The following is a 13,019-nucleotide window of genomic DNA, read 5'->3' as shown; positions in this document are numbered from 1 at the left end:
GATGTATAGTTACTCTTGAGGGGAGTAAGCATTTGTAAGAGTCGAAAAAAAGCGTGTGCCGCGGCCCTATAGTGGACTCGCATTCTCGACCCGAAGTGGTTTTGCCTGCGTCTGCGGACGCAGGCTTTTTTTTATCCGGAGCCCCCATGACCTCGTTGACCTTTCTCCCCGCCGTGCGCCGTTTCAGCCTGGCCTTGCTGCTGGGCACCACCGCCTTGACCGCCTCGGCCGTGCCGATTGCCGACATGCGCCTGGAAGACTTGCTGCCGATGGCGCCCGATTTCAAGACGGAATTGAAGCTCAATGCGAATCAGACCACCTTGTGGCAGCAGGTGGAAGGGAAATCGCGCCAGCTGTTGCGCGAACGCAAGGCGCGCCGCGAACGCCTGCAAGCGGGTGTGGCGCAGGGTTTGCAAACGCCCCGGCTGGAGCTGCGCGACTTGCTCGCCGGCCTAGACACGGAAAGCACGCAGAGCCTGGCCGAAGAAAGGCAGCTGCGCGAATGGTGGCTGAACGTCAACGATGCCCTGGACGAGAACCAGCGCCAGATGGTGGCCCAGTTCATCGCCGGCCAGATGGCGCGCGTGATGGACGCCGCCATGCCCCGCAGCGAGTCGCGCGGCGCGCCCGGTGGCGAGCACGGCGGACGCAAGGGTGGTGGCAAGGGGGGCATGGGCGGCGCGGGCGTGAGCATGGGCAGCGGGGGCGCCGGTATCACCTTGCCCGGCAACTGAGGGTAAGCAGGGGACAAGCGCGGGGGGGCAAGCAAGGGGCAAGGATGGCCAAAAGGCATGCTTGCGTGCTACATTCCTGCAGCGCCTGGCGCGGCAGGCTATCCGCCCGAAGCTATCCGCCCGGTCTTTTTGACATGCCCCATAAGGACAATCCGTGAATCGCTATCTCTTGAGCAGTCTGACCCTGACCCTGTTGGCTGCGTTTGCCCATGCCGCCGAACCCGCATCCGCCGTTGCCGCCCCGACCGTGGCCCCCAGTGTCGCACCTTCCGCACCTGCCGTCGCCGGCGTCGTTTCCGGCATCGATGTGCAGTACATCGACCCCGCCGTGCGCGTGCAGGACGATTTCTTTACCCATTTGAACGGCAAGTGGCTGGCCACGGCCGAGATCCCTGCCGACAAGTCGAGCTGGGGTTCGTTCGCCAAGCTGCGCGATGACACCACGCCACAGTTGCGCGGCATCATCGAAGCCACGCAAAAGGACAAGAACAGGAAAGCCGGTTCCGAAGCGCAGAAAATCAGCGACCTGTACGCCAGCTACATGGATGAAGCCAAACTCGAGGCGCTGGGCACGAAGCCGCTGGCCGGCGAACTGAACCGCATCCGCTCGCTGCGCGACAAGAAGGGCGTGCCCGCCCTGATCGCCCACCTGAGCCAGACGGGCGTGGCCACGCCGTACGCTGTCTACGTGGGCCAGGATGCCCGTGCCTCGACGAAATATGCGGCCTACGTGAGCCAAAGCGGGCTGGGCATGCCGGACCGCGACTACTACCTGGAAGCCAAGCAGGCTGGTGTGAAAGAAAAATACCAGGCGCACGTGGAAAAAATGCTGGCCATGGCGGGCGACAAGAATGCCGCCGCCCGCGCCAAGGCTGTCGTGGCCCTGGAAACGGCCCTGGCCGAAGTGCAATGGACCAAGGTCGAGAACCGCGACCCCGTCAAACGCTACAACAAGACCGACATCAACACGCTGAACGATCTGACTCCTGGCTACGACCTGAAGTCCGGCCTGGCGGCGCTGGGCATCGCCAACAAGGTCGATTACGTGATAGTCAACCAGCCGAGCTACCTGGCCGGCTACAACAAGGTGCTGGCGTCAAGCGATCTGGACACCCTGAAAGCGTATTTCGAATGGCAGTTGCTGCGCAGCTATGCCAGCTACCTGTCGAAAAACTTCGTCGATGAAAGCTTTGCCTTCTACGGCACGGTACTCAGCGGCGTGACGGAAAACCAGCCGCGCTGGAAGCGTGGCGTGGGCGCCGTTGAAGGCGTGCTGGGCGAAGCCGTCGGCAAACTGTACGTGGCGCAATACTTCCCGGCAGAACGCAAGGCGCACATGCAGGAACTGGTGAAAAACGTGCTGGCCGCCTACAAGGACAGCATCGACACCCTGGACTGGATGAGCCCGGAAACCAAGAAGGAAGCGCAAGCCAAGCTGGCCAAGTTCACGCCGAAGATCGCGTATCCGAACAAATGGCGCGATTACACGAAGCTGCAAATCGTCCAGGGCGACCTGGTGGGCAACATGATGCGCGCCGCCAACTTCGGCTCCGCGCGCCAGGTGGCCAAGCTGGGTAAACCGATCGACCGCGAAGAGTGGGGCATGACGCCGCAGACGGTGAACGCCTATTACAGCTCGACGATGAATGAAATCGTCTTCCCGGCCTCCATCCTGCAGCCGCCGTTCTTCGACGCCAACGCGGACGACGCCGTCAACTATGGCGCCATCGGCGCCGTCATCGGCCATGAAATCAGCCACGGCTTCGACGACAAGGGCAGCCAGTCCGATGGCGACGGCAACCTGCGCGACTGGTGGACCCCGGCCGACCGCAAGAATTTCGCCGCCAAGGCCGACGCGCTGACCAAGCAATATGACGGTTACAGCCCCTTGCCGGGCTATCACGTCAACGGCGCCCTGACCCTGGGCGAGAATATCGCCGACAACTCGGGCGTGGCGATCGCCTACAAGGCCTATAAAATCTCGCTGGGCGGCAAGCCGGCGCCCGTGCTCGACGGCTTGACGGGCGACCAGCGCTTCTACATGGGCTTTGGCCAGGTGTGGCGCAGCAAGATGCGCGAAGCGCAGCAGATCGTGCAGATCAAGACAGATCCCCATTCGCCGGGCCAGTACCGCGCCAATGGCACCATGGTCAACCAGCCTGGCTTCTACGAAGCGTTTGGCGTAAAACCGGGCGACAAGATGTATGTTGCGCCGGAAAACCGCGTCATCATCTGGTAAGCGCATGCGCGTCATCGTGAAAAACGTACTACTGTAACAACAGAAAAGGCCACCTCGCGTGGTCTTTTTTGCATTCCGGTCAAAGTTGTTTCTGTCGTTTCGGCCGGTATGCTACAGTCAAAAACCGGGCCAGAAGCCCTGGGCCTTCTGACCCTTATATTTCACACAATACAATATAGAGGACAACCGTGAATCGTTATTTGTTAAGTGCATTGACCCTGAGTTTGCTGGCCGGCGTGTCCGGCATGGCTGGCGCCGCTGATACGGCCAAGAAAGCCGCCGCCGCTCCCGCCACGGCCGTCGCCGCCGCCGCGCTGACGTCCGGCATCGCCGTCGAATACGTCGACCCTGCCGTGCGCGCGCAGGACGACCTGTTCCAGCACCTGAATGGCAAATGGCTGGCGGAAACGGTCATTCCTGCCGACAAGTCGAGCTGGGGCAGCTTTGCCAAGCTGGCTGACGATACGCAAACGCAGCTGCGCGGCATCGTCGAAGGCGCCGCCGCCGACAAGGCCCGCGCGGCCGGTTCGAATGCCCAGAAAATCGGCGATTTTTATAACAGCTTCATGGATGAAGCCAAGCTGGAAAGCCTGGGCCTGACACCGTTGAACGCGGAGCTGGCGAAGATCGCCGCGCTGCAGGACAAGGCGGAATTGCCGGCCGTAATCGCCCACTTCAGCAAGCTGGGCGTGACCTCGCCTTACGACTTCGGCATCCACCAGGACGCCAAGGATTCCACCAAATACGTGGCCGACATCGTGCAAAGCGGCCTGGGCTTGCCTGACCGCGATTACTACCTGGAAGCAGGCAAGGCCGATACGCGCGCCAAATACCTGGCCCACGTGGAGAAAATGCTCAGCCTGGCCGGCGACGCGAACGCTGCCGCGAATGCGAAAGCCATCCTCGCGCTGGAAACGGAACTGGCCAAGGCGCAATGGAGCAATGTGCAGAATCGCGATCCCGTCAAGACCTACAACAAGGTGGAACTGGCGAAACTGGCCGCCGTGGCGCCAGGCTACGACTGGGCCCGCTACCTGAAGGACACGGGCATCGCCGGCAAGGTCAATTACGTGATCGTCAGCCAGCCCAGCTACCTGAAGGGCTTTGCCGAGATCGCCAACAAGACGCCGCTGGAAACGTGGAAAGCCTACTTCCAGTGGCACTTGCTGCACGCCAACGCCGGCTACCTGCCGAAAGCGTATGTCGATGAAAACTTCGCGTTTTATGGCACCACCCTGACGGGCGTGACGGAAATGCGTCCGCGCTGGAAACGCGGCGTGGGCGCCGTCGAAGGCGCGCTGGGCGAAGCCGTGGGCCAACTGTACGTGGAGCAGTATTTCCCGGCCGAGCGCAAGGTGCGCATGGAAGCGCTGGTGAAAAACCTGATGACGGCCTACCAGCAAAGCATCGACAAGCTGGACTGGATGAGCCCCGTCACCAAGAAACAGGCGCAGATCAAGCTGTCCAAGTTCACCACCAAGATCGGCTATCCGAACAAATGGCGCGATTACTCGGGCCTGACGGTGGCGTCGGACGATTTGATCGGCAACATCCAGCGTTCGCACTTGCTCAACTACAACCGCGAATTGAACAAGCTGGGCCAGCCTATCGACCGCGACGAGTGGGGCATGACGCCGCAGACCGTGAATGCTTATTACAACCCGGAACTGAATGAAATCGTCTTCCCGGCCGCCATCCTGCAAGCGCCGTTCTTCGACGCCAACGCGGACGACGCCGTCAACTACGGCGCCATCGGCGGCGTGATCGGCCATGAAATCAGCCACGGCTTCGACGACCAGGGCGCCCAGTACGACGGCGACGGCAACTTGCGCGACTGGTGGACCAAGGCCGACCATAAAAACTTCGCCAAGAAAACCAAGCAGCTGGTGGCGCAGTACAACAGTTTCAGCCCCGTCAAGGGCCACTTCGTCAACGGCGAACTGACCCTGGGCGAGAACATCGCCGACAATTCCGGCGTGGCAATCGCGTATAAAGCGTACAAATTGTCGCTCAATGGCAAGAAAGCCCCCGTCATCGACGGTTTCACGGGCGAGCAGCGCTTCTATGCGGGCTTTGCCCAGGTTTGGCGCATGAAGATGCGCGAAGCGCAGCAACTGGTCTTGCTGAAAACGGACCCGCACTCGCCAGGCCAGTTCCGCGCCAACGGCACCATGCGCAACCAGCCCGGCTTCTACCAGGCGTTTGACGTGAAACCGGGCGACAAGATGTATCTGCCACCGAAAGACCGCGTCATCATGTGGTAAGACGCTTGTACCAGGCATAAGTTGCCAGCCGCCCCGCGCAAGCCGGGCGGCTTTTTTACGCCGTGTGATCTGGCGCAAACGATGGGTAAAAAAAAACCGCCCTGGCGGGCGGTTCCTGGAAACGGGTGTGACGCTGCTTACTTGGCCGGTTCCGCGGCTGGTGCGGCGGCGCCGTCAGCGGCAGCGGCAGGTGCCGGCACTTCCGGTTCCTTGAACTTGCCGCCCGACGCGTTGGCGATGTAGACGACGGCGCGCGCCACTTCCACATCGTCGAGGTCGGGATTGCCGCCCTTGGCCGGCATCGCGCGCAAGCCTTCGATCGCGTGTTTCAGGACCGTATCGTAGCCCTGGGCCAGGCGGGCCGACCAACTGCCCGCATCGCCAAACTTCGGTGCACCGGCCACGCCGGCGCCATGGCAAGCCACGCAGGTGGCCGTGTAGACGGCTTCGCCGCTTTGCAGCACTTTCGGACCGCTGGCATCCTTGAAGGTAAAGCCGGCGTTGGCCACTGGGCTCAGGCGCTCGGCGATGGCTTCCGGCGACTGGCTGTCCGTACCGGCGCCCGTCAGTTTTTGCGCCGTGACGAACTGCACCAGCAGGATGATGCCGATGACGGTGATGAGGAAGAAGCCAGCTACGGCGGCAAGCAATTGTTTAGGCGTTTTGATCGCTGATTGTTGTTCGTTATGTGCGTCGCTCATGATGTCCTTAGTCCAGATTTGAAACTGATGGCCGTGTAAGGTAGCATTTTTACATGCTTGTATGTAAACCTTTATGAAACCCACAATTATAGGCACAAAAATTGAGCAGCGACATGCAATTGCCAGCGATACGACAGTTTCCGTAGACGTAGGTAAAGAAAAACGGTATCCTTCGCATCACTTCAGAAATTCCCCCTACGCGGCTGTAGCTCAGTGGATAGAGTATTGGCCTCCGAAGCCAAGGGTCGTGGGTTCGATCCCCGCCAGCCGCACCACAAAATCAAGCACTTAGCGGTGTTTAGTGGCGATTGGGGAGAAATATCCCCACTTTTGGGGAGAAAATAAAACGCGTTTCAATACTGCACTCCATCATCCTGAGGAGTTGCAAGTGCAAAAATCAAAAATCGGTGCTGTTGAGCAGAACATCTATTGTGAGGAGCGTTCCGGGTCGTTTCGGTTTGTTGTTCAAGTCTCCCCCCTTCCAAAATCGTCAGCGACGTTTGATATCTCGGAGTTCAAAGCTGGACTTGCTTGGGCCAAGCGTAGACGCGGTGAACTTCGTGCCGAAAAAGTTTCCAAATCGGGTGGCAAGCCGCAGATGGACAGTGGCGTCTCGCATGTCGTTGACGCCTTTGCCTCTGTAGTCGCGACTACCCGCCCAGGACCGGGAAACATTGTCATTAGTGACATCATTGGAAGCTATCGCGAAAAAGAGTTGCACAAGCTCGGGAGCATTGAGTCCACTAAGTCCCGATTGAATAAACTTGAGGAATGGTTCGGCCGTTTCCGGCTAGGTGAGCTTACTCGCGAAGAAATTGGAGCATGGCGCACAAAACGCGAGAACGGCCAACTTGGTACTGGTCGGGCACGAATTCCGCCTCCAATCGACGTAGGGAGTGCCGTGCAGACGAAGCACGAGCGTGCAAAGGCTAGGAAGGAAGGTAAAGTGGTTCCAAAACTGCTGTTCGCTCCCGTGTCCTCGCAATCCATCCGTCACGAACTCGTGCTTCTTCGTCGTGCAGTCACGGTCTACTTCCAAGACCAGCCGTTGGAAGTTGGGGCTTGGATCGCGGCACACCCCTTGCTGCGGATTGAACTACCAGCGCCTGCCGCTGCGCGCAAAGTCCGGATTGAAGACCACGATTTTGGCGCGCTGAAGGCATTTCTGTCGTCGATGCAGATAGCATTTGTTTTGGTTGCGATGGCGACGACATTGCGTCGGGCAGAAATCTGTTCTTTGTGTTGGGAAGATGTAAACTTTGCTCGGTCAGAGGTGCTGCTTCGCGCGCCGGGTCACCGAAATCGAACCAAGACAAATGAGCGACAAGTGCCACTTCTGCCAGTGCTGGTGGACGTTTTGCACCGGCTCGGGCCCAAGAAAAGTGGGCGCATCTTCAAAATCACTCCAAGCGGTATTTCGCAAGCGCTCCGCAGAGCCGCTGACCGTGCCGGACTGCGCGACATTCGGCTCCACGATACTCGACGTGAAGCCGTAAGTCGATTGATTGAGCTGGTTAATGCCTCTCTGCAAACTGTCATCGCGTTTACTGGACACACCAGTGAGGACGCGTTGCAAAGGCACTATGTTAACCCCCATGCGTCACGGGTTGCAGAGCGTCTTGGAGCCGATCCCATGGCCGCAAAAATGATTCCGGCAACGTAAGGAAGAAAATAAAATTCGGGTTCTACACGGTGTTATTACCTACCGTGCGGAGCCCGAATTTTATGAAATACCTAACGAAAACCGATGTCGCCGCACTACTGCGGGTTTCAGTGCGGACCATCACAACTTACATGTCGCAAGGTTTGCTCCCCCAGCCCCGGCAGCTCGGCCGAAAGCTACTTTGGGACGAGTCAGCACTTGTCCACTACATCGAGCGTTCTGCGCCTGTAACGAGCAAACTTGCGATGAACGGACCAGCTAAGCGCGGTAGGCCGCGCAAGTCATGCGTATATTAAACGTGTCCAGCGTCGGCATAAATTTACGAATGCCAAGGCGTAAATGGCAACAAGAACCGGCGGGGCTAGCACTGCAGCCGCCGGTTGCCGCGACGATTTATTTGGTGTCGCGACGAATAAGGTTTGAATGAACGGTGCCAGCCACTATCCGTCCCGGTCTTATCAACAGAAATTAATGTCCTCAAACTTGTATAGCAACGTTTCGAAAACCACCAATTTTTGAACTTCGGTTGCAGGCCAGTTCTGGGCAGCTAAATCTCGAAGCAGCTTGTTCTTGAACTGTGTCGTGCAGACAAACACGACTCTTTCAAGGACGATACCTCCGGCCAGATCGGCGCCCAGCTCTGGCCGCAGGCGGCCGCGCAGATGCACAAGCCAGGCGCGCAGCTGCGCGTAGTCTCGGGCATTGCGCCTGCTGCGCTCCACCTCGAACCAGTTCCATCGATTTCCGTTGCGCCAGAGCGCATCGGGCTTCTTGCCTGCAATCCCAACCTCGCCACCGGCCCACAGGCCACGAGCAATCTCTCTTTCCGTCGAAACCCTGAATCCTTGAACGATGCCGATGATAGCCAGCTCGTTGGCGATACAGCGATGTCGGAAATACCCACTGCTGAAGTTCCGCACGCCGTCCTTGCCGCTTGTCGCTGGCACGTCGGCCGACTGCAAGGCTCGTGCGCCGGCTTCCGCTATTGCATAAACAATGCTTCCGTCCGGCCCTCGTGCTTGTAATAGTAGTCGGTCAGCCCGCATCCGCCGTAGTGTCCTTTGCGCCATTCGCAAAGCGCTGGCCGTCCAGGCTGCTGGCGCCAGACCAGGCACCGATACCGGTTTACTGGCCCAGCGTGTCCAGACCAGCGCCGCGATATCCCGTGTACGCAGCCACCCAAAGCGATGCAGAGCCCGTAAGATCCGCATCTCGTTTTCTCGGGCCTGGGCCCGTCCGTCTACTCGTTTCATTTTCGTCTTTCGTGTTGTTTCTCTGCGTATAGCAACAACCCCCCCCGGTTCGATAGCCCATTGGCCGGGGCACGAACAGGGATTGCGAACAGTCAATTAGGTCAGCCGCTGGCGCGGTTGAAACGGCACAGCGCTCTTAAACCAGGCTGGACGCCTGGCGAGCGCTTGGTTCGCTGTACGCTCTCCATGTCGTTAGATGCCGGCGCCCCTCCCCTTTCGTACCCCGCCCTGGCGGGCGACTCCAGGCGCGGGAAACCGGCTCTCCCCTTCACGCTGGACGCGTTGCGGGCTGCGGTCTGGCTGCGCTGCGACTAGACCCGGTTTCCCGCGCCTCCGGCTTGGGGCGCGAGGCTGCGCCTCCCACTTCGGCACCGGCGTCCTTGGGGACACCTCGCACTCGGCGACGGTCTACGACCTGCCGGTGCGCGCCTTGCGGCTCCCTCCCGTGCGCTGTCGGGCGGCTGGGGCCGCTCGCTCCATCGCAGGCTGCGGCTGGACGCCTTGCCCCACGCGCCGCGTGGCGCCCACTGTCCTGTTTTGCAGCGTTAGCTGTCATTTACAGGATGCGCGCTGCCTGCAGCATCTCGCACGTGCCCGCGACCGCACAGGCTGGCGCCAGTCCGTTCGCGGAAATGTACTGCGCGCCCTCCGAGTTGCGCTCAGTTGCCTCTGCATCCGAGTCCGTCGGTTAGCTGGGTGAACTTGGGCCAAGGTCCGCCGGTCGCAAGTGGCAAGCCGCTTCGGTGGCCATGCGCCCGGTTCCTGTCGGACTGCGGCCTCGGGTCCACCATTTGCACCGGCTTATTTCCTTGGTCAGCAACGAACTCAGAAAACACGGTAAGCACCGAACTGGGTTCGGTGCGAAAATCACCAAGCCAACGGCCAATTCCGCCTCTAAATCTAGGAAGCTGGCCCTACGATGAATCATGTGAGGGAGGAAATAATGTCAATATGGAATTGGCTGTTTGGAGATGTCGGGGACGTCACGGCATCCTCTGCACTCGACGTGACGACCACGAACCCTGCCACCGGTTTGGCCATGATCGACGGGCAAATGAGCGGACTTGATGTTGCAGGCAACCCTTACGGAATAGACCTTCACACATTTGAAGTAGACTGGACACCGTGCGGCAGTGACATCAGTAGTGGAATTTTTGATGACTGGTCCAGCTGATTTGTCACGCGAAAAGAACCGAGAGGGGCTTCGAAAGCGCCCCTCGATTGAACGTTACTGGTTACGCTACGCTGTTTTTTATTGTGACGATTGGTGCCTGGCCCGGTTTCTGGTCCACAGCGACCAAGCCTGCGGCGATGAGGCGCGCTAAAGCTTCGTACTTGGCATCCCGGGACACCCCCATCGCTACTAGCGGCTTGGACGTGAGCTTCACAGTCTGCGACTTTTGCAAGCCGGATAAATACCAGAGCGTCAGCGCCACGTGCAGGGCCTTGCCCGGCATTCGCGCCGTCTGATGCATCCAGTCAAGCGGCAGGGGCCCCTTGATGAAGCCTGCGGGCTTAACGCTATCAACCTCCGGCATGGCCGGTTTATATTGTTGAGTAGCCGGGTTCCATACGAGTCTCCGTTCACCGGCTGTGGCAGTCATGTTTCCCTTTCGTGCGGCACGGTTGCTGCCTCCTGTTGTAGCAGCTCCTGAACCAGGTCCCACATGATGCTGCCCCGCTCGTCGCAATAGCGGTCGGGTGCCTCAATCAGCTTGGCGTCCGAGCGCAGCTCGAAGCCGCCCAACACCATAGCGCTGGCCCGGCGCATAAGCTCCTGCATCTGTGCCGTTCTAGCCGCAAGCTCAGCCAGGGGCGCTTCGATGAGCACCGCATCGTGGACTGGCGCCACGATCCGGATACCCGCCTCGGTTGCCAAGCAGCATGCCAGGCGCAGCATTTCGCTACCATTCGCTTGCATTGGGAAGTTGCACAGTGAGCGGGAGTTTGCTTTGTCCTCGACGTGCAAGACCCAGCCAAACACAGTCCACAGTCGCCGTTTCGCCAGTGCATAGTCGCGTACGCCGTCCGACCACTCCCAAAATTGGCGGTAAGTGCGCCGGTGCATCTTCAGCAGCTCGCGCGCATACACGGGCGGTTGCTGAATACGCCGCGCCAATGACTCTTCCTGCATCCCGTATTGCACCGCCAAGACGCAGGCTTTGAACTGCTCGCGCTCTGCGGCGTGGGTGGCTTTGGTCGCACCGGCCGGCACCGCGCCGGCCTGACGGGCAAACGCCAGATAGGGGTCTCCAGACAGATAGGCATCCCGCATCTTCATGTCGCCCGATAGCGCAGCCGCGATGCCAAATTCCTGCTGACTCCAGTCCACGTACGCCAGCCCGTGGCCAGGCGCTGGCTTGATGAGACCGCGCAGCCAGGACGACAAGCCGAAGACGAACTTCGCGTTTGAAGGCTGGTTCCGACCCGTTTTGGATCGGAACATGGACATCAGTGCTCGGTTGCGGTTGTCGGCACCAACAGCCAGGTCGCTTAGGCGCAATTGCCCCAGGGCCTTGCGCAGCTCCTTGAGCGGGCGCAATTGGGGATGGGACTTGCACTGCTCATCGAAGGTGTCATCGTCCAATGCCAGGCGCCCTGTGGGTAGGCGCGGCCAAGCAATGCCCTGGCGCTGTAGGTAATCGGCAAATCGGTCCAATTTGAAGGTGCGGCCGTCGTACACCCGATAGCCTTCATCGACTCGGGCAATCAGCCGGTTTTGCAGGCTGCTCCAATGGCGGCGTAGTTGCCCGAGCAGTGCTCCGTCGATTGGTACCCCGGCGTTCTCGATATGTGCGACGGCCTTGGTGTAACGTCCCCGCAGCAGCGCGTGTTGCAGGCGCTGGGGCTCGCCGATTACAGGCTGCATGGCGGTCAACAATTTTATCGTTGCCACAACGTCTGACTCGCAATAGTCCAGGATGCCTTTGCGCTCCATCACGCTATATTCACCACCGCGCAGGATGAGTTCGCGCATCGCATCCTTTTCCAACGCCGTGATGCCATTGTGACCGTAGAACTCCAAGGCGCCGAGCAGGCCATTGCTGACGGGTAGCATCATACCATTGGTCTCTACTCGGAACTCAGCATAGAGGTCTATGACGTTGGCCGGCAGTGGCCAACCCAATGCGAGATGGCAGCCCATCTCTGCCGAGGCGTAATACGCGATGACAACTGAATCGGGTTCAGTTGAGAAGGGGCAGGGCTGCGACTTGAGCTCATCCTCCCACAACAGCAATCGCTTGCCACTGTGGACTTCGTACGCCACCAGGCACACGGGATCGGGCAGCTCACCAGGAGCTGCCCGGAACTCGAAATCGACTATCCAGACCTGGCTGAATGCGTTGAGTACCATCAAATTTCCCCGCGCAGGCGTTTTACGATGGGGTGGTCGAGGGACATAATGAGGCGGTCTTTAAACGCGAGCGACAGGATTTCCTTGAACGACTTTTCTGGCCACATGGGCTCATCGGCGAGGGATGACGCCTCATAAATATCGTAGGCGCCGACCGTCCGATTGGCGACGAGCCTCGCCCAGTTGATTTCGGCGCGCTTGGCACCTTCGTGCGCAGATTGTGACCAGCTATCAAGCCGTCCATCCTCGCCCGGGAGGTTCACCGGCCAAAGTGCGGTATTGCCATCACGGGTGACATAGGTGTAAAGCATTTTTGGGCGCACCTCCGACGCCAGCTCGCCATAAAGACTAGGGTGCACGAAATAGCATTCACCGTCCTCTTTGAGTTGTAGGACAAGGGCGCTTTGACGCCATTCGTCACTTGGATGGACGCGAACAAACGTCTGATTGCCCGGCTTGCGAACCGGTACGGTGGTCAGTACTTTTTTTACCCCGGACACGGCGCCGAAATTTTGTGGCAAGCATAGGGTAGTTAGGTCCAACTCCCCGTGGGAGCCGATCTGGAAAGCTGGCAGGACGGCGCCGAAAGCGTTGGATTCAGTTGCTGCAATGTTGTCCTGTACAGCGGATGTAGTGGTGGAAGTGGTTTGGGCAGTAGTTTTTGACATAGTGACGAGAATGGGCAAAGTTGTAATCCAGCATCGCTGGCGCATTGTCAAAGCCTTGCCGCAGTACGGGTGAGGTACTGAGCGATAGGCGTCTGATAAATTGTCTAGTCACCACCCCCCCTGATATTTTATACGTGTTACA

The 13,019-nt window shown here is 59.4% G+C and carries 10 protein-coding genes and 1 tRNA gene; 6 read left to right on the top strand and 5 right to left on the bottom strand.

Annotated features, from left to right (window positions below; all coding sequences use genetic code 11):
* The first annotated feature begins 146 nt into the window (after positions 1 to 146).
* The 3 genes from VPH40_RS12400 (at position 147) to VPH40_RS12390 (ending at position 5,237) form a co-directional block, all read left to right on the top strand.
* Positions 147 to 734, top strand: coding sequence for a hypothetical protein (locus VPH40_RS12400; protein WP_328573575.1), 588 nt, complete (start codon positions 147 to 149; stop codon positions 732 to 734).
* 154 nt (positions 735 to 888) lie between these two features.
* Entirely contained in the window at positions 889 to 2,973 is a 2,085-nt protein-coding gene (locus VPH40_RS12395; RefSeq protein WP_328573574.1) for a M13 family metallopeptidase, read from the top strand.
* Positions 2,974 to 3,161: 188 nt separating this feature from the next.
* Positions 3,162 to 5,237 (top strand): M13 family metallopeptidase, encoded by a 2,076-nt coding sequence (locus VPH40_RS12390; protein WP_305053731.1) that lies wholly within the window; start codon positions 3,162 to 3,164, stop codon positions 5,235 to 5,237.
* Positions 5,238 to 5,374: 137 nt separating this feature from the next.
* Here VPH40_RS12390 and VPH40_RS12385 read toward each other — a convergent pair whose 3' ends face one another.
* Entirely contained in the window at positions 5,375 to 5,938 is a 564-nt protein-coding gene (locus VPH40_RS12385) for a c-type cytochrome (protein WP_099665866.1), read from the bottom strand.
* A gap of 199 nt (positions 5,939 to 6,137) precedes the next feature.
* On the opposite strand from VPH40_RS12385, the gene VPH40_RS12380 reads away from it, so the two are divergent.
* From VPH40_RS12380 to VPH40_RS27930, 3 genes are all read left to right on the top strand, one after another.
* Positions 6,138 to 6,213: transfer RNA gene (locus tag VPH40_RS12380), tRNA-Arg, on the top strand.
* 113 nt (positions 6,214 to 6,326) lie between these two features.
* Positions 6,327 to 7,601 carry a tyrosine-type recombinase/integrase gene (locus VPH40_RS12375; RefSeq protein ID WP_328573573.1) on the top strand — a complete coding sequence of 425 codons (1,275 nt, stop codon included), beginning with the start codon at positions 6,327 to 6,329 and terminating at the stop codon, positions 7,599 to 7,601.
* 62 nt (positions 7,602 to 7,663) lie between these two features.
* A complete protein-coding gene (locus tag VPH40_RS27930) occupies positions 7,664 to 7,897 on the top strand; it encodes a helix-turn-helix transcriptional regulator (protein ID WP_442906641.1) in 234 nt (77 codons plus the stop codon).
* A 162-nt stretch (positions 7,898 to 8,059) separates the two neighbouring features.
* Here VPH40_RS27930 and VPH40_RS12370 read toward each other — a convergent pair whose 3' ends face one another.
* From VPH40_RS12370 to VPH40_RS12355, 4 genes are all read right to left on the bottom strand, one after another.
* Entirely contained in the window at positions 8,060 to 8,854 is a 795-nt protein-coding gene (locus tag VPH40_RS12370) for a hypothetical protein (protein ID WP_328573572.1), read from the bottom strand.
* Between the two features lie 1,235 nt (positions 8,855 to 10,089).
* Positions 10,090 to 10,458, bottom strand: coding sequence for a hypothetical protein (locus VPH40_RS12365; RefSeq protein WP_328573571.1), 369 nt, complete (start codon positions 10,456 to 10,458; stop codon positions 10,090 to 10,092).
* On the bottom strand, positions 10,455 to 12,209 hold the full coding sequence (locus tag VPH40_RS12360) for a DNA polymerase (protein ID WP_328573570.1): 1,755 nt from the start codon (positions 12,207 to 12,209) through the stop codon (positions 10,455 to 10,457). Before VPH40_RS12360 ends, VPH40_RS12365 begins: the two co-directional genes overlap by 4 nt.
* Positions 12,209 to 12,895: a hypothetical protein gene (locus VPH40_RS12355; RefSeq protein WP_328573569.1), complete on the bottom strand. Its 687-nt coding sequence runs from the start codon at positions 12,893 to 12,895 to the stop codon at positions 12,209 to 12,211. Before VPH40_RS12355 ends, VPH40_RS12360 begins: the two co-directional genes overlap by 1 nt.
* Positions 12,896 to 13,019: the final 124 nt, after the last annotated feature.

Origin of the sequence: Janthinobacterium sp. P210005, from assembly GCF_036231865.1 — a bacterium.
Lineage (GTDB): Bacteria > Pseudomonadota > Gammaproteobacteria > Burkholderiales > Burkholderiaceae_D > Janthinobacterium > Janthinobacterium kumbetense.
Note: the sequence above shows the minus strand (reverse complement) of the source record. Positions and strands in the feature narration are given on the sequence as shown.